Source organism: Labedaea rhizosphaerae (assembly GCF_004362825.1).
Taxonomy (GTDB): domain Bacteria; phylum Actinomycetota; class Actinomycetes; order Mycobacteriales; family Pseudonocardiaceae; genus Labedaea; species Labedaea rhizosphaerae.
In genome coordinates this window covers 360,803-385,220 of sequence record NZ_SNXZ01000002.1, presented here as the reverse complement: position 1 = coordinate 385,220, position 24,418 = coordinate 360,803, and the positions used below count along the sequence as shown (strand labels likewise).

The window sequence follows — 24,418 nt, the reverse complement described above, 5'->3', positions numbered from 1 at the left end:
GTGGACCAGCGCATCCGCCTTGACCTCGAGAGCGGCACGACCAATCCTCTAGCAGGGGGAAATCCGGAAGCAAAAGTCGTGGCGGACATATTCATCCGGACCGGAGTTTTCGATTTGACGCTGAGGTGGGCACAGATGGATGCGCGGGCGAGTGAGCCGGTCGCGATTGTCGGCATGTCCTGCCGGCTGCCGATGGCCGACGATCCGAATGCTTTCTGGCAGCTGCTGCTCGCCGGTGCGGACGCGGTCACCGAGACGCCCCCGGGCCGCTGGCCCGGCGCGAGCGGCCCGGGCACCCGGCACGGCGCCTTCCTGAGCGGCATCGAGGCCTTCGACGCCGCCTTCTTCGGGATCTCGCCCCGTGAAGCGGCGGCCATGGACCCGCAGCAGCGGCTCACCCTCGAGCTGGCGTGGGAGGCGCTGGAGGACGCGCGCATCGCCGCCGACCGGTTGCGCGGCGAGCGGGTCGGCGTGTTCGTCGGCGCGATCGCGCACGACTACGCCACCCTGTCGGCCGCGACCCAGGCGGCACCGCAGAGCTACACCGGCACGCACCAAGCGCTGATCGCCAACCGCGTGTCGTACTTCCTCGGCCTGCGCGGGCCGAGCCTCACCCTCGACACCGGTCAGTCCTCGTCGCTGGTCGCGGTGCACCTGGCCGCCGAGAGCCTGCGCCGCGGCGACAGCGACCTCGCGGTGGCCGGCGGGATCAACCTCAACATCCTCGGCGGCACCACCGAGACCATCGACCGGTTCGGGGCGCTGTCCCCGCGCGGTCGCTGCCACACCTTCGACAGCCGCGCGGACGGCTACGTGCGCGGTGAGGGCGGCGGACTGGTCGTGCTCAAGGCGCTGGCCGCCGCGCAGCGCGACGGCGACCGGATCCACGCCGTCGTCCTCGGCGACGCGGTCAACAACGACGGCGGTGGCGACGGCCTGACCGCGCCGACCCGCCAAGCCCAGCGGGAGGTCATCGAGCTGGCCTGTACCCGCGCCGGCGTCGCGCCCGCCGACGTCCAGTACGTCGAGCTGCACGGCACCGGCACCCCGGTCGGCGACCCGGTCGAGGCGGACGCGCTCGGCGCGGCCTTGAGCGGCACCCGCCCGGAAACCGAGCCGCTGCTGGTCGGCTCGGTGAAGACCAACATCGGTCACCTCGAAGGCGCCGCCGGCATCGCCGGCCTGCTCAAGGCGGTGCTCAGCCTGCGCAACGGCAAGCTGCCCGCCAGCCTGAACTTCGCGACGCCCAACCCGGCCATCGACCTGGACGCCCTGCGGCTGCGGGTGGTGACGACGACCGGCGACTGGCCGGCGGCAGACCGGCCGCGGATCGCCGGGGTCAGCTCGTTCGGCATGGGCGGCACCAACTGCCACGTCGTCCTCGGGGACGCGCCCGCGCCGGTGCGCCCAGCGGAGGACATCCCGGAACAAAGCGCAACGGTGGCACCGCTGGTGCTGTCCGCGCAGTCGCCGCAAGCCTTGCGCGCGCAGGCAAAGCAGCTCACAGACCGGCTGGCGGACCAGCCCGCCGCGATCGGCGACGTCGCCTTGTCGCTGGCCACCACCCGGGCACGGCTCGGGCACCGCGCGGTGTTACTCGGCGCCGACGAGGCCGAGCTGCGCACCGCGCTCGCGTCGTTGGCCGAGGGCGAGGCGGATCCGTCCGTCGTCACCGGTTGCGCGACGCGGGGCCGGTGCGTTTTCGTTTTCCCGGGCCAGGGTTCGCAGTGGCCGGAGATGGCGCGGGACCTGCTGGCCGAGTCGCCGGAGTTCGCCGCCGAGGTCACCGCGTGCGCCGACGCGCTCGCCCCGTTCGTGGACTACTCGCTGCTGGACGTGCTGTCCGGGGCGCGGGGCGCGCCGGGCTTCGACCGCGTCGACGTGGTTCAGCCTGCGTTGTGGGCCGTGCTGGTCTCGCTGGCTGAGCTGTGGCGAGCGCACGGCGTCGAACCGGACGTCGTCGTCGGCCACTCGCAGGGCGAGATCGCCGCGGCCACGGTCATCGGCGCGCTCAGCCGCTCGGACGCCGCCCGGGTGGTCGCCCTGCGCAGCCGCGCGATCGCCGGGATCACCGGCAACGGCGGCATGATGTCCGTCGCCGCACCGCTCGACGTGGTGGAGCCCGTCGTGGCGGCGCATGGTCCGGACGCGACCATCGCCGCGGTCAACGGGCCGCGGTCCACTGTGGTCTCCGGGCCGGTCGAGGCGCTGACCGCGATCGGTGAAGACCTGGACGCGGCCGGGTACCGGGTCAAGATGATCCCCGTCGACTACGCGTCGCACTCGGCCGAGGTGGAACGCCTGCAGGACGAGTTGCGGACTGCGCTGGCGCCGATCCGCCCGGTCAGCGTGGCCACCACGTTCGTGTCCACCCTCACCGGCGAGCCGATGGACACCGCGGGCCTCGATGCCGGCTACTGGTACCAGAGCCTGCGCCGTCCGGTGCGGTTCGCGGCCGCCACCAGCCGCGCGATCGCCGACGGGTGCACGGTGTTCGTCGAGTGCAGCCCGCACCCCGTGCTCGTCACGGCGATCGAGGAGACCGCCGAGCAGGACGAGCGGGACGTGGCCGCGGTCGGCACGCTGCACCGCGGTGACGGCGGCCTGGCCCGGTGGCGGCGCGCGCTGGCGGAGGCGTTCACGCAGGGCGCCGACGTGGACTGGACGCACACGTGCGCGCAGCCCGGCGCGGCCCTGGTCGACCTGCCGACCTACCCGTTCCAGCGCACCCGGCACTGGCTGCCGGACGGCACCGCCGTGCCCGTGCCGTGTGCCACTGAACCCGTTGCCGCGCAACAAGAACAAGCTCCCGCCTGCCTGAGTTCTCGGCGCGACCTGCGTGAGCTGGTGCTGCGCACCACCGCGGCCGTGCTCGGCCACCAGGACACGTCCGCACTGCACCCACGCGGAACGTTCAAGGAGTTCGGGGTCGACTCGGCCGCCTCGGTGCAGCTGCGCAACCAGCTGCGGTCCGCGACCGGGTTGCGGTTGCCGACCGGGCTGCTGTTCGACCACCCGACGCCCGAGCGGCTGACCGAGCACCTGTTCTGCCTTGCCCAGCAAGGGGAAACGGACGTGCCCGCAGTGCGGCCGGAGGTGCGCGCCGACGACACCGAACCGGTCGCGATCATCGCGATGGCGTGCCGCTACCCGGGCGGGGTCGCCTCGCCGGAGGAGCTGTGGCAGCTCGTGGCCGCCGGTGGCGACGCCATCACCGAATTCCCGGACAACCGCGGCTGGGACCTCGACCGGCTGCGTGGGGAGGACGGCTCCGGCACCAGCGACACCCGCCACGGCGGTTTCCTGCACGACGCCGACCAGTTCGACGCCGCGTTCTTCGGCATCAGCCCGCGCGAGGCGGCCGCGATGGACCCGCAGCAGCGGCTCCTGCTGGAGGTCGGCTGGGAGGCCTTCGAGCGGGCCGGGCTCGACCAGGAAGCGTTGCTGGACAGCGACACCGGCGTGTTCCTCGGCGCGATGGCGATGGGCTACGGCCCCCGCCTGCACCGCCCGGCCGACGCCGTGGCCGGGCACCTGCTGACCGGCACCGAACTGAGCGTCGTGTCCGGCCGGCTCGCCTATACCTGGGGCCTGCGCGGCCCCGCGATCACCGTCGACACGGCGTGTTCGTCGTCGCTGGTGGCCATCCACCTCGCGGCGCAGGCCGTGCGCCGGGGCGAGTGCACGCTCGCGCTGGCCGGCGGCGCGACCGTGATGGCCAACCCGGGCATGTTCGTCGAGTTCAGCAGGCAGGGCGGACTCGCCGCCGACGGCCGCTGCAAGGCGTTCTCCGCCGCCGCCGACGGCACCGGCTGGGGCGAGGGTGCCGGTGTGGTGCTGCTGGAGCGGCTGTCCGACGCGCGCCGCAACGGCCACCGGGTGCTGGCCGTGCTGGCCGGCAGCGCGATCAACCAGGACGGGCGGACCAACGGGCTGTCGGCGCCCAGCGGCGTCGCGCAGCAGCAGGTCATCCGCGCGGCGCTGGCCGACGCCCGGCTCACCGCGGCCGACGTGGACGCGGTCGAGGCGCACGGCACGGGCACCGCGCTGGGCGACCCGATCGAGGCCGGGGCGGTGCTCGCCACCTATGCGCGCGACCACACCGAGGACGCGCCCGTCTGGCTCGGCTCGCTCAAGTCGAACATCGGGCACACGCAGGCCGCGGCCGGGGTCGGCGGTGTGATCAAGATGGTGCAGGCGCTGCGCCACGGCACGCTTCCGCCCACGCTGCACGTGACCGAGCCGACGCCGCACGTGGACTGGGCCGGGGGAGCGGTCAAGCTGCTCACCGAAGCCGTGCCGCTGCCCGCCGACCGCACGGCGCGGGCCGCCGTGTCCAGCTTCGGCATCAGCGGCACCAACGCCCACGTGATCATCGAGCAGGCGCCGGCCGATGCCGAACCGCCCGCGGACGAGCCCGGCCGGCCCCTGGTCTGGGTGCTGTCCGCCCGGTCCGCCCCGGCCCTGCAGGCCCACGCCGCGCGGCTGCGCGCGCTGGCCGACGGCGGCGACGACGCGTCGCTCGCCGAGACGGGCAAGGCGCTGGCCCGCCGGACCGCCTTCGAACACCGCGCGGTCGTGGTCGCGGCGGACCGCGCCGAACTGCTGGCCGCGCTGAGTGCGGTGGCCGACGGCGCGTCGCACCCGAGCGTGGTGTCCGCGACGGCGGGCGCCGCCGTCCGCCCGGTGTTCCTGTTCCCCGGTCAGGGTTCGCAGTGGCAGGGCATGGCGGTCAAGCTGCTCGACGCGCACGAGGGTTTCCGCACCGAACTCACCCGGTGCGACGCGGCGCTGGCCGAGCACACCGGCTGGTCGGTGCTCGCGGTGCTGCGCGGCGCGGACGGCGCGCCCTCGCTCGAGCGCACCGACGTGGTGCAGCCCGTGCTGTTCGCGGTGATGGTGTCGCTGGCCGCGGTGTGGCAGGCGGCCGGGGTCGAGCCGACCGCAGTGGTCGGTCACTCGCAAGGCGAGATCGCCGCCGCATACGTCGCCGGCGCACTGTCCCTTGCGGACGCTGCCCGGGTCGTCGCGTTGCGCAGCGCCGCGCTGATGCGGTTGCGCGCCACCGGCGGCATGCTCGCCGTCGCGCTGCCCGGCGCCGAGGTGGAACGCAGGCTCGCGCCGTGGGCGGACAAGCTCTGGGTGGCGATCACCAACGGCCCGGCGAGCACCGTGGTCGCCGGCGAGGTCGACGCGCTGGAGGCGTTCGCCGCCGAGTGCGGTGACGCGGTGAGCACGAACCGGCTGCCGGTGGACTACGCGTCGCACACCCCGCTCGTCGAGCCCATCGCCGGCGAGCTGGCCGAGGTGCTCGCCGGGGTGTGCCCGAAGCCCAGCGACGTCACGTTCTGCTCGTCGCTGCACGGGGAGGTCGTCGACACCACCGAGCTGAGCACCGAGTACTGGTACGCCAACCTGCGCAACCCCGTGCGCTTCCAGCAGGCCGTCGGCACGCTCGCGGCGGACGCGTCCGCCGCGCCGTTGTTCGTCGAGTGCAGCCCGCACCCGGTGCTGACCGCGCACGTGCAGGACACGCTCGCGGCGGCGGACCGGCCGGGGGAGGCCATCGGCTCGCTGCGTCGTGGTGACGGTGGCTGGACCCGCTTCCTGATGGCGCTGGCCCAGGCCTTCGCCTTCGGCCTCGACGTCGACTGGCGCGGCCTGCTCGGTCCGGTGACCGCGCCGGTCGAGCTGCCGACCTACCCGTTCCAGCGCAGCCGGTACTGGATCGACGACACCGAGGACACCGGCGGTGCCGGTGCGGTGCGCCACCCGCTGCTGGACTCGGTCACGCCGCTCGCGGACACCGGTGGCTACCTGGGCACCGGACGGATTTCCCTTGCCACGCAACCGTGGCTGGCCGACCACGCGGTCGCCGGAGCCGTGCTGCTGCCCGGGACGGCGTTCGCCGAGCTGACCCTCGTGGCGGCCGAGGCGGCCGGGTGCCACCTCGTCGACGACCTCACCATCGAGGCGCCGCTCGTGCTGCCCGCGACCGGTGCGGTGCAAGTACAGGTGCAGGTGGGCGGCCCCGAGGAGGGCGGCTACCGGACGCTGACCGTGCACGCACGGCTGGACGGCGACCAGGGCGTGCCGTGGACGCGGCTGGCCACCGGCGCGGTGCGCGCGGCGGAGCCGGTCCCGGCCGAGGAGACAGGCACTTGGCCGCCGCCGGGTGCCGAGGAACTCGACCTCGACCGCGGGTACGCGCTGCTGGCCGCGCACGGCTACGACTACGGCCCGGTGTTCCAGGGTTTGACGAGGGCGTGGCGGATCGGCGTCGACACCTACGCCGAGGTGGCCCTGCCCGACGGGGCGCGGGGCGCGGCGGAGGAGTTCGCGGTGCACCCGGCGCTGCTCGACGCGGCTCTGCACCCCGTCGTGCTGGCCGCGCTGGCCGACGAGCCGGAACCGGACGCGGCCTCGGTGATGCTTCCCTTCTCCTGGACCGGATTGCGGGCCGGCGTGCGTGGCGCGGCGGCCGCCCGGGTGCGGATCACCGACCTCGGCAAGGGAAAGGCTTCGCTGACCGTCTTCGATGGCCACGGCGAGGTGATCGTCTCGGTCGCCGAGCTGACCCTGCGCCGGGTGCCGAAGCCCGAGCAGGCGGCGGAAGCGGTCCGCTCCGGCGACGGCGCCTGGTACTCGGTGGACCTGACCGAGCTGGAGCCGGGCGAGACAAGCCTTGCGGGACAGCGGTGGGCGGTCGTCGGCACCGATGTGCTCACCGACGACCTGGCCGCCGCCGCGCGCCGGGCCGGCGCCGAGGTCGCGGTGCACTACGACCTGTCGTCGGTGGCGGAGCTGACCGCCGGTGAACCGCCGGAGACGGTGGTGGTGACCCACGTGCTCGAGTCGACCGCCGACGACGTGCCGTACGTGGCCCGCGACGGGGTCACCGCCGCGCTGGACCTCAGCCAGCTCTGGCTCGGCGACGAGCGGTTCGCGGCGAGCCGGCTGGTGCTGGTGACCAAGGACGTGTTCGCCGACGGCAACGACGCTGTCGAGGACGCATCCGGCGTCGCGAGCGCGCCGGTGTGGGGTCTGCTGCGCTCGGCGCGGACGGAGAACCCCGGCCGGTTCGCCTTGGCGGACCTGAGCGGGCCGGAGCCGTCGCTCACCGCGCTGGTCGCGGCGATCGGGGCCGGTGAGCCGGAAGTCGTGGTGCGCAACGACTCGGTGTCGGTGCCCCGCCTGGTGAGCCGCCCCATGGAACTATCTGAGCCGGCCGAGCCGGTGTCGGGCACGGTGCTGGTGACCGGCGGCACGGGCGGGCTCGGCGCGCTGGTGGCCCGGCACCTGGTCACCGAGCACGGCGTGCGATCGCTGGTGCTGCTGTCCCGTCGCGGCCCGGACGCCGGTGGGGCGGGCGAACTCACCGACGAGCTGACCGGGCTGGGTGCCGCCGTGCGCGTGGTGGCCTGCGACGTGTCCGACCGGCTCGCGCTGGCCAAGGTGCTCGCGGAGATCCCCGCGGACCAACCGCTTTCCGGGGTCGTGCACGCGGCGGGGGTGCTGGACGACGCGACCATCGAGAGCTTGTCCGCCGACCGGCTCGACGCGGTGTTCGCGCCGAAGGCGGATGCTGCCTGGCACCTGCACGAGCTGACCGCCGACCTGCCCTTGTCGATGTTCGTGCTGTTCTCCTCGGTCGCCGGGGTGCTGGGCAACGCGGGGCAGGGCAACTACGCGGCGGCGAACGTCGCGCTCGACCGCCTCGCCACCCACCGCCACGCGCTCGGCCTGCCCGCGATGTCCATCGCCTGGGGCCTGTGGGCCGCGGACAGCGCGATGACCGGGCACCTCTCATCGGCCGACGTGACCAGGCTGGCTGCGGCCGGCATCGCCCGGCTGTCCACAGCGGACGGTCTGGAGCTGTTCGACCGGGCCCTGGCGTCGGACCAGGCCTGTGCCGTCGCCGCGCGGTGGGACACCGCCGGGCTCCTGCGGCGCGCGGAGGACGGCACGCTGCCCGCCGTGCTGCACGGCTTCGTCCGCCCGAAACGGCGAGCCGCAGCGCGGGCGGCGACGCCGGACGTGGCGCTCGCGGAGACCGCCACGCCGGACGTCGGCAACGACCTGGCCCGCAAGCTGGCCGACGTGTCCGAAGTGGACGGACGTGGCCTGCTCGCCGGCATGGTGCGGACGCACGTCGCCGAAGTCCTCGCCTTCCCCAGCCAGGACGGGGTGGACGCCGACCGGACGTTCCGGGAGCTGGGCTTCGACTCGCTGACCGCGGTGGAGATGCGCAACCGGCTCGGCCGCGACACCGGGCTGCGGCTGCCCGCCACGGTGGCGTTCGACCACCCCACGGTCACCAAACTCAGCGAATACCTGTACCGCACGCTGGCCCCCGCGTCCGCGTCGGCGGAGGACATGTTGCGCGAAACCTTGGAGCGCGTGCATTCCGTCGCGGCCAAACAGGACGACGACACCCGCACCAGGCTGGTCGCCATCCTGCGCGGCGCCGTGTCCCGGTTGAGCGCAGGCGGTTCCGGTCCGGCCGGGATCGACAAGGAGCTCGACCTGGACAAGGTGAGCATGGCCTCGGACGAAGAAATCTTCGCGCTCGTCGACAACCAGGCGTGACGCCACATCCCGTCTTTTGAATTGAGAGGTTCGGTCACATGGCCACCGAGGAAGAGCTGCGCAGTTACCTCAAGCGCGCCACGCAGGAACTCGCCACGGCCCGCAGCCGGGCGACGGAGGCGGAGAGCCGGCTCGCCGACGCGGAACTGGCCCAGCACGAGCCGATCGCGGTGGTGGGCATCGGCTGCCGCTTCCCGGGCGGGGTCACCTCGCCCGAGCAGCTGTGGGACGTGGTCTCCCGCGGCGTCGACGCCATCGGCGAGTTCCCGACCGACCGTGGCTGGAACCTCGAGGAACTGTACGACCCGGACCCGGACTCGGTCGGCCACACCTACATGCGCAACGGCGGTTTCCTCTACGACGCCGCGGATTTCGACGCGGAGTTCTTCGGCATGAGCCCGGGTGCGGCGGCCACGGCCGACCCGCAGCACCGGTTGTTCCTCGAGTCGAGCTGGACGGCGCTGGAGCGGGCCGGGATCGACCCGGCGAGCCTGCGCGGCTCGCGTACCGGGGTGTACGCGGGCGCCATGTACAACGACTACTCCACGCGGTTCATCGGCTCGATGCCGCCGGACCACGAGGGCACGGTGCTCTACTCGGGTTCCGCGTGCGTGCTGTGCGGCCGGGTGGCCTACAGCCTCGGGCTCGAGGGTCCCGCGGTGAGCGTCGACACGGCGTGCTCGTCCTCGCTCGTCGCCGTGCACATGGCCGCGAACGCGTTGCGGCGCGGGGAGTGTTCGCTCGCGCTGGCCGGTGGCGTGACCGTCATGGCGACCCCGGACATCATCGTGGAGTTCTCGCGGCAGCGGGTGCTCTCCCCGGACGGGCAGACCCGGCCGTTCGCCGCCGACGCGACCGGTGCGGTGTGGTCCGAGGGCGTGGGAGTCCTTGCCCTGGAACGGTTGTCGGACGCCGTGCGCAACGGTCACCGCGTGCAGGCGGTCATCCGCGGTTCCGCGGTGAACCAGGACGGGCGCAGCAACGGGATGGCCGCGCCGTCCGCGCCGGCGCAGGAGCGGGTGATCTGGCAGGCGCTGGCCGACGCGTGGCTGGACGCGCGGGACGTGCACGCGGTGGAGGCGCACGGAACGGGGACGCCGCTGGGCGACCCGATCGAGGCCAGCGCGCTCGCCGCCACCTACGGGCGCGGCCGCACGTCGGACGACCCGCTGTGGATCGGGTCGTGCAAGTCGAACTTCGGGCACACGCAGGCCGCGGCCGGGATGGCCGGTCTGATCAAGATGATCATGGCGATGCAGCACGGCGAACTGCCGCCGCAGCGGTTCGCCGAGCACCCCAGCACGGACATCGACTGGGAGAGCTCCGGGCTGCGCCTGATCGCCGAGCGGCGGCCGTGGCCGGAGCACAGTGGTCCGGCGCGGGCCGGCGTGTCGTCGTTCGGCATGGGCGGCACCAACGCGCACGTCATCGTCGAGCAGGCGCCTGCGCCGGCCGAGCCCGAGCCGGTACCCGACTATGACGGTCCGCTGGCCTGGGTCGTGAGCGCGGGCAACCCGGACTCGTTGCGCGGGCAGCTGTCCCGCCTGCGGGATGCCGTCGCGGCCGAGCCGTCCGTGGCCCCGGTCGACGTGGCGCGCGCCCTGGTCACCACCCGGTCCTCGCTCGCGCACCGCGCGGTGGTGCTCGGCGCGGACCGAGACGAACTGCTCGCCGCCGTCGAGGACCACCTGGCGGGCCGGCCGACCGACGCCGTGGTCACCGGATTCGCCAAAGAGGCCAGGGACAAGGGCAAGCTGGCGTTCCTGTTCACCGGCCAGGGCGGCCAGCGCCACGGCATGGGCCGCGAGCTGTACGCGGCGTACCCGGTGTTCGCCGAGGCGTTCGACAAGGTGTGTGCGAAGCTCGACCAGTACCTGGACCGCCCGCTGCGCGAGGTCATGTGGGCCGAAGACGACTCGGCGGATGCCGCGCTGCTGCACCAGACCGGGTACACCCAGCCCGCCATGTTCGCCTTCGAGGTGGCGGCCACCGCGCTGCTGGCCTCGTTCGGCGTCACGCCGACCCACGTCGCGGGCCACTCGATCGGCGAGTACGCGGCCGCCCACCTGGCCGGGGTCTTCACCCTCACCGACGCCGCCCGGCTGATCACCGCGCGCGCCCGGCTGATGCAGGCCATCGAGGACCGCGGCGTGATGGTCGCCGTCGAGGCCACGCCCGAGGAGGTGGCGCCGACCCTGGCCGAGCACGCGGGCCTGGTCGACATCGCCGCGGTCAACGGCCCGACCAGCGTCGTGATCTCCGGTGCCGAGCAGGCTTGCCTCGCGGTCGCCGCCCACTGGAAGCAGGCGGGCCGGCGCACCAGCAAGCTCACCACGAGCCACGCGTTCCACTCGCCGTTGATGGAGCCCATGCTCGACGCGTTCGACGCCGAGCTGACCGAGGTGACCTTCACCCAGCCGCGGCTGCCGTACGCGGCGAACCTGCCCGACGCCGGGGACGGCGCGGAGCTGTCCTGGACCAACCCGGCCTACTGGCGCGCGCACGTCCGGCACGCCGTGATGTTCCGCGACACCCTGCGCCAGCTGGCCGACCAGGGCGTCGAGCGCTACCTGGAGGTCGGTCCGGACGCGGTGCTCGCCGTGATGGTGCCGCACTGCGTCGACGGCCGGCCCACCGTGGTCGCCCTGCAGCGGCGCAAGGTGGCCGAGACCACCGCGTTCACCACGTGCCTGGCCAAGGCGAGCGTCACCGGGGTCGGCGTCGACTGGCCCGCGCTGTTCGGGCCGGGCGCGGGGCCGGCCGTGGCGCTGCCCACGTATGCCTTTGACCGCAAGCGTTACTGGATCGACGCGACGCACCGCGGCTCCGATGTCGCCTCGGTCGGCCAGCGCGCGCTGGACCACCCCCTGCTGGGGGCGTCGGTGGAGCTCGGCGACGACGGGGGCTTCGTGCTCACCGGGCGGATCTCCGCCGCCGGGCTGCCCTGGCTGACCGACCACCAGGTGGGCGGAGCGGTCGTGGTGCCGGGCACCGCGGTGCTCGAAGCGGTGCTGGTCGCCGGTGCGCAGGCCGGTTTCGACGAGGTCGCCGAGCTGATGTTCGAGGCGCCGCTGCTGCTCTCACCGGGTGGTGAGCTTGCGCTGCAAGTCGTCGTCGAGCGGGGCGCGGCCGAGGGCCGCAAGTTCCAGGTCTACTCCCGCACCGGCGACGAAGGCTGGACGCGCAGCGCCTCCGGGTCGTTCGCCGCCGCCGGGCCGGACAAGGCCGCCGACACCGACTGGGCCCGTTCGTGGCCGCCGGCCGGGGCGAGCGAGGTCGACGTCGACGGCGGGTACGTCGAACTGGAGACCATCGGGTACCAGTACGGTCCGGCGTTCCGGGCCGTGTCCGCCGTGTGGCGCCGCGACGACGAGCTGTTCGCCGAGCTCACCGCGCCCGACGACCTCGCGTTGAGCGGGTTCGGGATCCACCCCGCCCTGCTGGACGCCGCGTTCCACCCCTTGCTGCTCACCGCCGAAGCCGGCGAGCTCCGGCTGCCGTTCGTTTTCCAGGGCAGCCGGTTGCGGGCATCTGGCGCGGCGGCCCTGCGGGTGCGGCTGACCACCTCGGGCGACGCGACGACGGTGACCGCTGCCGACGCCGACGGGCAGCTGGTCTTCGGCATCGACGCGGTGCGCACCCGGGCCGTGCCCGCGGCCGCGCTGGCGGCGATGGCCGGTGGCGGCGCCCCCGAGCTGGGCGCGGTGGACTGGGTGCCCGCCGACGCGACCGACGGCGGCGAGCCGCTGCGGTGGCTGACCGTAGAGTCCACAGTGGATGGACTGGACGACATCGTCTCGGCCGCGCCGGACTGCGTCGTGATCGGCCTGCGCCCGCATGGTTCCTCGGTGACCGACGATCTGCGCGAGCTGACCGTTCGGACGCTGAGCGCCGTGCAGGGCTGGCTGGCCGACGAGCGCTTCACCGACAGCCGCCTGGTCCTGGTGACCAGCGGCGCGTTCGACGAGAGCGGTACCGGGCCGGTCGTGGCCGGGCCGGTGTGGGGCATGGTGCGCGCCGTGCAGGCCGAGCACCCGGGCCGGTTCGTACTGCTCGACGCGCCCGCCGGGTTCGGCGACTGGCACCTGCTCACCGCCGCCGTGCGCGCGGGCGAATCGCAGCTGCTGGTCCGGGCGGGTCAGGTCCTGGTGCCGCGGGTGGCCCGCAGGCGGCCGGACCCGGCCGCCGAGCCGTGGACGGCCCCGGAGTCGGGGACCGTGCTGGTGACCGGCGGGACCGGTGGACTCGGCGCGCTGGTCGCGCGCAAGCTGGTGACCGGCCACGGGGTGCGCTCGCTGGTGCTGGTGTCGCGGCGCGGTCCTGCGGCCGAGGGCGCCACGGAACTGGTCGAGGAACTCGAAAGCCTTGGCGCGTCGGTGCGGGTGGCGGCCGGTGACGTGTCCGAAAAGGACGCACTGGCCGCGGTCCTCGCGGACATCCCCGCCGAGCGCCCGTTGTGCGGCGTGGTGCACGCCGCGGGCGTGCTGGCCGACGCGACGGTGGACGGGCTGACCGCCGACCGCGTCGTGGCGACGCTCGGGCCGAAGGCGCTGGCCGCCTGGCACCTGCACGAGCTGACCGCCGACCTGCCGGTGTCGTTGTTCGTGCTGTTCTCCTCGCTCGCCGGCGTGGTCGGCAACCCGGGACAGGGCGCGTACGCGGCGGCGAACGCCGCGGTGGACGGCGTGGCCGCCCACCGGCACGGGCTGGGCCTGCCCGCCGTATCGATCGCCTGGGGCTTGTGGGACACCGCGACCGGGATGAGCGGGAAGCTCTCCGACACCGACGTGGCCCGCCTGGCCCGCTCCGGGGTCGCCGCGCTGAGCGTCGAGCAGGGTCTCGCCGTCTTCGACACCGCGCTCACCTCGCCGCTTTCCCTTGTGGTGGCGGCGAACTGGAACACCGCCGGGCTGCGCGGCCGGGCCGACGCCGGTGCGCTGCCGTCGATCCTGCGCGGTCTCGTGCCGGTCCGTGCCGCCGCGTCCGGCGAGTCGGCCGCTCGGCGCTCCGCGCTGGCCGCGCGGCTGGCCGAGATGCCCGAGGCCGAGGCCCGCCGCACGGTGACCGACCTGGTCCGCGGCCACGTCGCCGCGGTGCTGGCCAAGTCCAGCCCGGACCTGGTGGACATCGACCTGGAGTTCTCCGACCTCGGCTTCGACTCGCTCAGCGCGGTCGAACTGCGCAACCGGCTCGACGCCGTGGCCGGGCTGCAGTTGCCGAGCACGCTCGCCTTCGACCACCCGACGGTGGCGCGGCTGGCCGAGCACCTGCGCACCTTGCTCACGCCGGCCAAACCGAGCCCGCAGGACCAGTTGCGGGCCGCGCTGGACGACATCGACGGCATCCTCGGCCAGCAGGACGAGGACGGTCGCGCGGCGTTGCTGACCTTCCTGCGCGGTGCGGTCGGCCGGTTCGTCGACCCGGAGCCGGTCAGGTTGACCGCCGGGCTCCTGGACCAGGTGAGCACCGCATCGGACGAAGAGATCTTCGCCCTCATCGACAACAAAGCCTGATCGCTGCCCGCTGGGTTGGATGGAGAGGTTCGTCATGGCCACCGAGGAAGAACTGCGCAGTTACCTGAAGCGAGCGACGCAGGAACTCGCCGCGGTCCGGAACCGGCTCGCCGAGGCCGAGTCGGCGCGGCACGAGCCGATCGCCGTGGTGGGCATGGGCTGCCGGTTCCCCGGCGGCGTGCGCACCCCCGAGCAGCTGTGGGACCTGGTCGCCGGCGGGGTGGACGCGATCGGCGACTTCCCGGCCGACCGCGGCTGGGACCTCGACGAGCTGTACGACCCGGATCCCGAGGCAGCCGGGCACGCCTACGTGCGCCAGAGCGGGTTCCTTTACGAGGCAGGCGACTTCGACGCGGACTTCTTCGGGATGAGCCCGGGCGCGGCGTTGACGGCAGACCCGCAGCACCGGCTGTTCCTGGAGACCGTGTGGGAGGCGCTGGAGCGGGCCGGGATCGACCCGGCCGGGCTGCGTGGCTCCCGCACCGGGGTGTTCGCCGGCTCGATCTACGACTTCTACGCGACGCGCTTCATCGGGGCCGTGCCCGCCGAGGTCGAGGCCAACCTGATGACCTCGAGCGCGGCCAGCGTGCTGTCCGGGCGGGTGGCCTACACCTTCGGCTTCGAGGGTCCCGCGGTCAGCCTGGACACGGCTTGCTCGTCGTCGCTGGTCGCGCTTCACTTGGCCGCCAACGCTTTGCGGCGCGGAGAGTGCTCGCTCGCCCTGGCCGGTGGCGTCAACGTCATGGCCACTCCGGACGCCTTCGTGGAGTTCTGCCGGCAACGCGCGTCCTCACCGGACGGTCGTTGCCGGGCGTTCTCCGCGGACGCCGCCGGTGCCGCGTGGTCCGAGGGTGTCGGCGTGCTCGTGCTCGAGCGGTTGTCGGACGCGGTGCGCAACGGGCACCAGGTGCTGGCGGTCGTGCGTGGTTCCGCGGTGAACCAGGACGGGCGCAGCAACGGCATGGCCGCGCCGTCCGGTCCCGCGCAGGAGAAGGTGATCTGGCAGGCGCTGGCCGACGCGCGACTGGACGCGCGCGACGTGCACGCGGTGGAGGCGCACGGAACCGGGACGCCACTGGGTGACCCGATCGAGGCGGGCGCCCTGGCAGCGACCTACGGCCGCGGCCGGACCGGCGACGGCGAGCCGTTGTGGATCGGGTCCGCCAAGTCGAACTTCGGGCACACGCAGGCGGCGGCCGGCGTGGCCGGTCTGATCAAGATGATCATGGCGATGCGGCACGGCGAGCTTCCGCCGTCGTTGCACGTCGGGGACCGCCCGAGCACCCACATCGACTGGGACGCCGGGATCCGCGTGGTCACCGAGCGGATGGCCTGGCCGGCCGAGGGCACCCGCCGCTGCGGCGTGTCGAGCTTCGGCATCAGCGGCACCAACGCCCACGTGATCCTGGAACACGCACCGGAACCCGTCGAGCAGGCGCCCGAACCGGTCGCGGCCGACCCGCTGGTGTGGGTCGTCTCCGCCCGCACGGAGGCGTCGCTGCGCCTGCAGGCCGCGCGGCTGCGGGAGTTCGCGGCCTCGGCGCCACCCGCCGAGCTGACCGACGCGGGCCGGGTCCTGGCCACCCGCACCCCGATGGAGCACCGGGCCGTGGTCCACGCGCAGGACCGCACCGAGTTGCTGGCCGCGCTGGCCGCCCTGGCCGACGGCGAACCGCACCAGGCGCTGCTGACCGGGGTCGCCGGTCCGGGTGTGCGCCCGGTGTTCGTGTTCCCCGGGCAGGGCACGCAGTGGGCCGGCATGGCCACGAAGCTGCTGGACACCAACGAGGCGTTCGCCCAAGAGCTGCGGCTCTGCGACGCCGCGATCGCCCCGCACACCGGCTGGTCGGTGATCGCGGTGTTGCGTGGCGAGGACGGGGCACCCGCGCTGGAGAGCTCGGCGGTGATCCAGCCCGCGCTGTTCGCGGTGATGGTCTCGCTCGCGCGGCTCTGGCGGTCGGTCGGCGTCGAGCCCAGCGCGGTGATCGGGCACTCGCAAGGCGAGATCGCGGCCGCGTACGTGGCCGGCGCGCTGTCGCTGGCCGACGCCGCGCGGATCGTCGCGTTGCGCAGCAAGGCATTGGAGCGCATCCGCGGCACCGGCGGCATGGCCGCGGTCGCGCTGGCGCCGGCCGAGGCCGAGCAGTTGCTGGCCCCGTGGGCGGACCGGCTCTGGGTGGCCGTCCACAGTGGACCGGCGAGTTGTGTCCTCGCGGGAGACGTCGACGCGCTCGACGAACTCGTCGACGCCAACGCCGACGGCCCGGTGAAGGTCCGCCGGATCAAGGTGGACTACGCCTCGCACACCCCGCACATCGACGCGCTGCGCGACGAGCTGGCCGACGTGCTGGGCGGCGTCGAGCCGCGCGACTGCGACGTGGAGTTCTGCTCGTCGCTGCACGCCGAGTTCATCCCGACCGGCAAGCTCAACTCCGGTTACTGGTACGACAACCTGCGCAACCCGGTGCGGTTCGAGCAGGCCATCGGCCGGTTCGCCGGCTCGGGCACCCCGCTGTTCCTCGAGGTGAGCCCGCATTCCGTGCTGCGTGGCGACATCGAGGACATCCTGGCGGCCGCCGAGCTCAGCGGGCGCACGACCACGACGCTGCGCCGCGAGCACGGCGACTGGCGCCAGTTCGTCCAGGCCGCTGCGCAGGCATACGTGCTGGGCGCGCCGGTCGCCTGGACCACGGTGCTCGGCCCGGCCGCGCGCCCGGACCTCGCCGTGCCGACCTACGCCTTCGACCGCAAGCGGCACTGGCTGGACTGGAACCGCCGCCGGGCCGCGGGCGGTACCGACCTGCACCCGCTGATGACTTCCGTGCACGACCTGGCCGACGGCGGCTTCCTGCTCGCGGGCAGCCTCTCGCCGCAAACCACGCCCTGGCTGGCCGACCACACGGTCAACGACGTGGTGCTGTTCCCCGGCGCCGGGCTGGTGGAGCTGGCCCTGGAGGCCGCGTCGATCGCCGACTGCCGCCAGGTGCAGGAGCTGACCCTGCAGAACCCGTTGGTGCTGACCGAATCCGCGGCCACCGAGGTGCAGATCACCGTCGCCGCACCGGACGAGGACCAGCACCGCGCCATCGCCGTCTACGCGCGCCAGGGTTCGGACGAGTGGTCGTGTTGTTGCTCCGGCACCATCGGTCCCGACGTCGATGCGGGGGAGCGCAGCGCGTGGGCCGTGCAGTGGCCGCCCACGGGAGCGGAAGCGGTCGACGTACCCCGGCGCTACGACGAGCTGGCCGAACGGGGCTACGGCTACGGGCCGCTGTTCCAGGGCGTGACCAAGGCGTGGAAGCGCGGCGACGAGGTGTTCGCCGAGCTGGCCGCGCCGGAGGGCCTGGACGTCGCGCGGTTCGGCATCCACCCGGCCTTGTTCGACGCAGCGTTGCAACCCGCGGTGCTGGCCGACGACGGTGACGGGCTGCGGCTGCCGTTCATCTTCCGCGGCGCCCGCCTGCACGCCACCGGCGCGACCGCGTTGCGGGTCCGGCTGGTCGTGTCCGGTGACGACGTCGGCATCGAGGCGGCCGACGCGAGCGGATCGCCCGTGGTGGCCATCGACTCGCTGCGGGTCCGGGAGCTGGCCGCCGACGCGTTGTCGGCGGGCACGGCCGGGCTCACGGCGCAGGACCTCGTCTGGACCCCGGTCGCGCTCGACGACGGCGGTGCTGACGCACGGTGGGCCTGCCTCGGCGCGCCGGTCGCGGACCTGCCCTGCTACGCGGGCGTGGACACGCTGGCGGCCGCCGTGGTCGCCGGTGCCCCCGCCCCGGACTTCGTCGTGGTCGCCACCGAGGCACCCGCGGACGGCCTGCCGGCCGCCGTGCACGGCGTCGCGAACCGGACGTTGACGACGCTGCAGGACTGGCTCGGACGCCTCGACGACGCCGCGTTCCGCGACACCCGCCTGGTGTTCCTGACCAGCGGTGCGGTTGGTCCGGACGCTGGAGCGGAGCCGGCCGCCATGACCGGCGCCGCCGTGTGGGGTCTCGTCCGGGTCGCACAGGCCGAGCAGCCTGGTGCGTTCCTTGTCGCCGACGTGCCCTCGGGCTTCGCCGACTGGCGGTTGCTGGCGGCGGGCTTCGCCTCCGACGAGCCACAACTGGTGGTCCGCACGGATGACACGGGGACCTCCGTGTCGGCGCCGCGGTTGACCACCAGGAAGCTTGGCGCCGCCACGCCGGAGCCGATCCCGGGCACGGTCCTGGTGACCGGCGGCACCGGTGGTCTGGGTGCGCTGGTGGCGCGGCGGCTGGTCACCGGGCACGGCGTCCGGTCGCTGGTGCTGGTGTCGCGGCGCGGTCCGGCGGCCGAGGGTGCCGCGGAACTGGTGGCCGAACTCGAAGAGCTCGGCGCGTCGGTGCGCGTGGCCGCCTGCGATGTGTCCAATAAGGACGCTCTCGCCGAAGTGCTCGCCGGCATCCCGGCCGACCAGCCGCTGGCCGGCGTCGTGCACTCGGCCGGTGTGCTCGACGACGCCACCGTGCCCGCGCTGACGACCCAGAGCCTCGACCGGGTGCTGGCCCCCAAGGTGGACGCGGCGTGGCACCTGCACGAGCTGACCGCCGATCTGCCCTTGTCGATGTTCGTGCTGTTCTCCTCGCTCGCCGGCGTGCTCGGCAACGCGGGCCAGGGCAACTACGCGGCGGCCAACGTCGCGCTCGACGCGCTGGCCGCGCACCGGCGCCACGCCGGGCTGCCCGCGGTCTCGATCGCCTGGGGTCTCTGGGCCAACGAGACCGGGATGACCGGCGCGCTCACCGACGCGGAACTGGCGCGGCTGGCCCGCACCGGCGTCGTCCCGCTCACGGTCGCCCAAGGGCTCGCCTTGTTCGACGACGCGCTGACCGCCCCGCACCCGCTGACCGTCGCGGCCACCTGGAACGCCGCCGGGCTGCGGGCGAGCGCGGAGAGCGGGTTGCTCCCGGTCGCGTTGCGTGGCCTGGTCCGCAAGACACGCCGGACGGCCGCAGCCGGTCAGAGCGGCGCGGCGGGCAAGCTGCTCGAACGGTTGGCGGCGATGTCCGTGGCCGAGGCGCAGGACGCGCTCGTCGACCTGGTTCGCACGCACATCGCCACGGTGCTCGCCACCGCCGTGGACGGCGTGCCCGCCGATGCGGCGTTCACCGAGCTGGGCTTCGACTCGATGCGGGCGGTCGAGCTGCGCAACCGGCTCAGCGGCGCCACCGGCCTGCGGCTGCCCGCGACGCTCGCGTTCGACCACCCCACGGCCCAGAAGATGGGCGAGTACCTGCACAGCGCGCTCAGCCCGGCGCCCGAGAGCCCGGACGACACGTTGCGGGTCGTGCTCGACAAGGTCGCCGAGGCGCTGCCCGAGCACGACGACTCGGTGCGGATCAAGGTGCTCGCCATCCTGCGCAGCACGCTCGCCCGGCTCGACGCCGGCACGAAACAGGCGGGCGAGGAGATCCAGGTCGGTTCCGCCTCCGACGACGAGATCTTCGCGTTCATCGACACCCAGCTCTGACCCGGTCCGACTCCCGCGTTACCCCCGAAAGGCACGACCCATGGCGAACGAGGACCAGCTGCGCGACTACCTCAAGCGCGCGACCGTCGACCTCGCCGAGACGCGCCAGCGTCTTGCCGAGGTGACGGCCGCACGCCACGAGCCGATCGCCGTGGTCGGCATGTCCACCAGGTACCCGGGCGGCGCCGACACCACCGACGCCTTCTGGGACCTGCTGGTCACCGGCCGCGACCCGGTGGCGGAGGTCCCGCCGGAGCGGTGGAACGCCGAGGACTACTACAACCCGGACCGGCGCTCGGTCGGCACCACCTATACCAAGCAGGGCGCCTTCCTCACGGGCGACATCGCCGGGTGGGATGCGGAGCTGTTCGGCCTCTCGCCGCTCGAGGCACTGCGCACCGACCCGCAGCAGCGGCTGCTGATGGAGCTGGTGTGGGAGGCCTTCGAGGACGCGGGCACGCCGCCGTCGCGGCTGGCCGGCAGCCGCACCGGCGTGATGGTCGGCCTGATGGACAGCGGCCAGTACGGCCGGCTGGAGATCGAGCGGATGGGCAACGGCGTGTTCGCCGACCCGTACTTCGGCCAGGGCGTCGCCACCAACGTGGCGGCCGGGCGGCTCGCCTACCACTTCGACCTGCGCGGGCCGGCCATGACCGTCGACACGGCGTGCTCGTCGTCGCTGGTCGGCGTGCACCTCGCGGTCGAGTCGCTGCGCAGCGGCGGTTGTGACCTCGCGGTCGCCGCCGGGGTGTACCTGATCATCCAGCCGGACACGTTCGTGCAGACGTGCGCGACCTCGATGCTCGCGCCGGACAACCGGTGCAAGACCTTCGACCAGTCCGCCGACGGTTACGTGCTCGGCGAGGGCGGCGGGGTCGTGGTGCTCGAGCGGCTGTCCTCGGCGCTGCGCAACCGTCGCCGCATCCACGCCGTGCTGCGGGGCAGCGCGGTCAACCAGGACGGCCGCAGCAACGGGCTCACCGCGCCCAACCGCTCGGCCCAGGTCGACGTGATCACCAGCGCCCTGGCCGACGCCGGCGTGCGGCCCGAGGACGTCGCCTACGTCGAGGCGCACGGGTCCGGCACCCGCCTCGGTGACGCGATCGAGCTCGCCGCCCTGCACGACGTGTTCGGCCGGCGCCCGGCCGACCGGCCGGTGCACATCGGCGCGATCAAGTCGGCGATCGGCCACACCCAGTCCGCGGCGGGCATGGCCGGGCTGGTCAAGACGATCATGGTGCTCCAGCACGGCGAGGTGCCCGCCAACCGCAACTACGCCGAGCCCGCCGACGCGATCCCCGGCGACGGCACGGTCCGCCCGGTCACCGATCCGGTCCGGCTGTCCACTGAGGACGACCAGCCGGTCGTCGCGGGGGTCAGCTCGTTCGGCTGGTCCGGCACCAACGCCCACGTCGTGCTGGAGACCGCGCCGCGGCCGCAGCCCGCCGCGGGCCACGAAGGTCCTTACGTGCTGGGGGTTTCCGCGGCCAGCGCGCCCGCGCTGAAGGCGCGGGTCACGGCGCTCACCGAGTGGCTCGAGGCGCACCCGGAGGCCGACCTCGCCGACGTCGAGCACACGCTGCTCACCGGCCGCCCCGACATGGCCGTGCGGCACGCGGTCACGTGCACCGACCGGGCTGACGCACTGGCCCAGCTCGCCGCCTCGGCCGAGCACGTCACGCCGGTCACGGCCAAGCGCCGGCCCCGCGTGGCGTTCCTGCTGCCGGGCACCGGCGACCAGTACCGCGGCCTCGGGCGCGAGCTCTACCGGTCCGAGCCGGTCTACGCCGCGGCGATCGACGAGTGCGTCGCGCTGGCCGAGCAGTCCTGCGGGGTGGACCTGCGGCCGCTGTTGTTCCCGGCACCGGACGATGCCGACCGGCCCGCCGACGACCTCGCCACCCTGCTCGGTCGCGGAGACGGCACCGGCAAGGCGAACCCCGACGAGCTCGACGACGCCGTGCTCGCGCACCCGTTCCTGTTCACCGTCGAGTACGCGCTCGCGAAATTGTTCGCGCACTGGGGCGTGCGCCCGGACCTGCTGGTCGGGTACAGCCTCGGCGAGTACGTCGCCGCGTGCGTGGCCGGCGTGTTCAGCCTCGCGGACGCCCTGTACGTGATCGGAGAGCGGGCCCGGCTGATCGCCGCCGCGCCGGCCGGGCAGATGCTGGCGGCCGCCGCGGACGCGACCCGGGTGCGCGCCGCCTTGTCCGATGTGGACGGTGTGGAGGTGGCCGCGCTCAACGGTCCCGCGATGACCGTGCTCAGCGGCGCCGCCGAGCCGGTGGCCGCGGCCGCCGCCCGGCTGACCGCCGACGGCATCGCCAACCGGCCGCTGCGTTCGGCCCACGCGTTCCACTCGTCGTTGCTGGCGCCGGCCCGCGACGAGCTGACCGCCGTGCTGGACAAGGTCGACAAGCACGCGCCGACGACCACGATCGTGTCGAACAGCACCGGCACCACCCTCACCGCCGACGAGGCGACGAGCAGCGCCTACTGGGCCGAGCACCTGGTGCGGCCGGTGCGCTTCGCCGACGGGGTCCGGCACTGCGTCGAGCAGGGCGTCGACGTGTTCGTCGAGCTGGGTGCCGGGCAGACGCTCGGCGGCCTGGTGCGGCAGAACCTCGACGCCGCCGCGGCGGTGGGTGTGTTCGGCACGCTGCCCTCGGCCTGGACCGGGATGCGTGGTGCATCCGACGCGGATGTGCCCACCGCGCTCGCCGCGGTGCGGGCCCGGTTGTGGGAGCGCGGGGTCGCGGTCGACTGGACGGCGGGCCGGGACGGCGCACAGCTGTTGTCGCTGCCGACCTACCCGTTCCAGCGCACCCGGTTCTGGCCGGACGCCACCCAGCAGACGCCGTTGGTGATCCCCGGTTCGCTTGCCGCCCAGCAACTCGGGCAGCCGCAGGACCGTTACTACGTGCCGTCGTGGCGGCGCGACACCGTCCGGCCCGGTGGCGCCGAACCGTTCACGGGACCGCTCGTGGTGTTCGCCGACCAGGACGGCATCGGCACCGCGCTCGCGGATCTCGCTGAGGCATCTGGGATCCCGGTGCTGGAGGTCGTGCCGGGTACCGAGCTGCGCCGGGACGGTCGGCGGGTCGTGATAGACCCGGCCGTCCCGGCGCACTACCAGGAGGTGTTCGCGGGGCTGACGGCCGACGACGAGGCGCCGGTGCACGTCGCGTACCTGTGGGGTCTGCGTGCCGCGCAGGAAACGCCGGTGTACGCGACCGATGCGGAGCTGACGTCGGCGATCGAGCACGGCTACGACCACCTGCTGCACACCGTGCAGGCGCTCGGCGAACGGCTGACCCGCAAACCGGTGCGGCTGCTCACCGTGAGCCGATCCGCCGTGGAGGTCCTCGGCGGCGACGCGCTCGCTCCGCAGCAGTCGGTCGTGCACGGGCTCGGCCGTACGGTGCGCCGCGAGTACGCGGCGGTCGACTGGCGTGGCGCCGACATCGACGAGCAACAGCCCGCCGCGCTGGCCGAAGCACTGCGGTACGAGCTGCAGCGTCCCGAACAGGACGGCCTGGCCGCATGGCGCCGGGGCCGGCGGTGGTCGCAGGAGTGGGTCGAGCCGGAACCGTCCACAACGGACGAGCAGTCGCCGTGGCGGACCGACGGCGTCTACCTGATCACCGGTGGCACGCGGGGGCTCGGGATGACGCTCGCGAAGCACTTGGCGCGGGCGGGGGTGCGCAAGCTGGCCTTGGTCGGGCGTAGCCCGATCCTTCGCGACCGCGTGCCGGAGCCCGACAGCCCCGCCGCCCACACCCTGACCGACGTCGCCGAGCTGGAAGCCGCAGGCGTCGAGGTCCTGCTCCTGGCCGCCGATGCGGGAAAGCCGGACCAGCTGCGAGCCGCGCTGCACGACTGCCGGGCGCATTTCGGTGCGCTGCACGGGATCGTGCACGCCGCCGGGCTGCCGTCGTCCGGAATGGTGCAACGGCAGACCGCGGCGGGGACACGGGCCGTGCTGGCCCCGAAGATCGCCGCGATGGGGCCGCTGGCCGAGTTGTTCGGTCCGGACACCCCGGCCGAGCAACGCCCGGAACTGCTGGTGCTCTACTCGTCCGCCGTCACCGCGTTCGGTGGTATCGGCGAGGGTGACTACTGCGCGGCGAACACCGTGCTGGACAGCTACGGCGCTGCGCTGGCGGCCGCCGGAACGTCCACAGTGGTCACCGTTGCATGGGGACCGTGGCTGCACGACGCCTGGCAGTCCGCGCTGTCAGGTAGTGCCAGCGAACTTGCTGAGCGTGCGGGGGCCTACCGCCGCAAGTACGGCTTCACCGACAATGGCGGGTGTGCGTTGCTCGACCGTGCGGTGCGCCGCGGTGACGGCAACGTGCTGGCACTGCGACAGTCCATTGCGGACTCGCTGCGGGAGTGGTCCGCGCTGGGTGATCTCGACTCGTTGGTCGAGGCCAGCGTGGTCGCGCCGGCCGGGGAACGCTTCCCCCGGCCGCGGCTGCGGACCGAGTTCGTGGCGCCCCGCAACGACACCGAACGCGCGATCGCCGAGGTGTGGCAGGCCTACCTGGGCATCGAGCAGGTAGGCGTCAACGACCCGTTCTTCGACCTGGGCGGCAACTCCCTGGTCGGCATGGCCATGGTGCTGGCCGTCGAGAAGCAACTCGACACCACCATCGCGCCCGCCGTGCTGTTCGAACACCCGACCGTGGCGCAGTTCGCCGCCGCGGTCCGGCCCGCCGCCGGCACCGGCGCGAGCACCCCGCAAGACGTAGTCGCAATCAGTTCCGCGCGAGGCCAGCGGCGCAGGCGCGCCCGCGCGAACCGTGGAAACGAGGGATGA

3 protein-coding genes and 1 pseudogene are annotated in these 24,418 nt (G+C 73.7%); all 4 read left to right on the top strand.

Annotation, left to right across the window (positions count from 1 at the left end):
- The first annotated feature begins 135 nt into the window (after nucleotides 1–135).
- The 4 genes and pseudogenes from EV186_RS11210 to EV186_RS40465 all read left to right on the top strand — a co-directional run bounded on the left by EV186_RS11210 (nucleotide 136) and on the right by EV186_RS40465 (nucleotide 24,418).
- Nucleotides 136–8,589, top strand: a complete 8,454-nt coding sequence (locus EV186_RS11210; protein ID WP_133849176.1) for a type I polyketide synthase — start codon at nucleotides 136–138, stop codon at nucleotides 8,587–8,589.
- Nucleotides 8,590–8,627: 38 nt separating this feature from the next.
- The gene (locus EV186_RS11205) at nucleotides 8,628–14,102 is read left to right on the top strand and encodes a type I polyketide synthase (protein ID WP_133849175.1); all 5,475 of its coding nucleotides are present in this window, start codon (nucleotides 8,628–8,630) and stop codon (nucleotides 14,100–14,102) included.
- Nucleotides 14,103–14,235: 133 nt separating this feature from the next.
- Nucleotides 14,236–19,596, top strand: a pseudogene (locus EV186_RS11200) (type I polyketide synthase); the annotation flags it as partial.
- 40 nt (nucleotides 19,597–19,636) lie between these two features.
- Nucleotides 19,637–24,418 carry a type I polyketide synthase gene (locus EV186_RS40465; protein WP_133849173.1) on the top strand — a complete coding sequence of 1,594 codons (4,782 nt, stop codon included), beginning with the start codon at nucleotides 19,637–19,639 and terminating at the stop codon, nucleotides 24,416–24,418.

What these genes read in the sequence shown, in the direction of transcription:
- EV186_RS11210 (WP_133849176.1), top strand. Translation starts at nt 136, where the DNA reads ATGGATGCGCGGGCGAGTGAGCCGGTCGCGATTGTCGGCATGTCCTGC.
- EV186_RS11205 (WP_133849175.1), top strand. Translation starts at nt 8,628, where the DNA reads ATGGCCACCGAGGAAGAGCTGCGCAGTTACCTCAAGCGCGCCACGCAG.
- EV186_RS40465 (WP_133849173.1), top strand. Translation starts at nt 19,637, where the DNA reads ATGGCGAACGAGGACCAGCTGCGCGACTACCTCAAGCGCGCGACCGTC.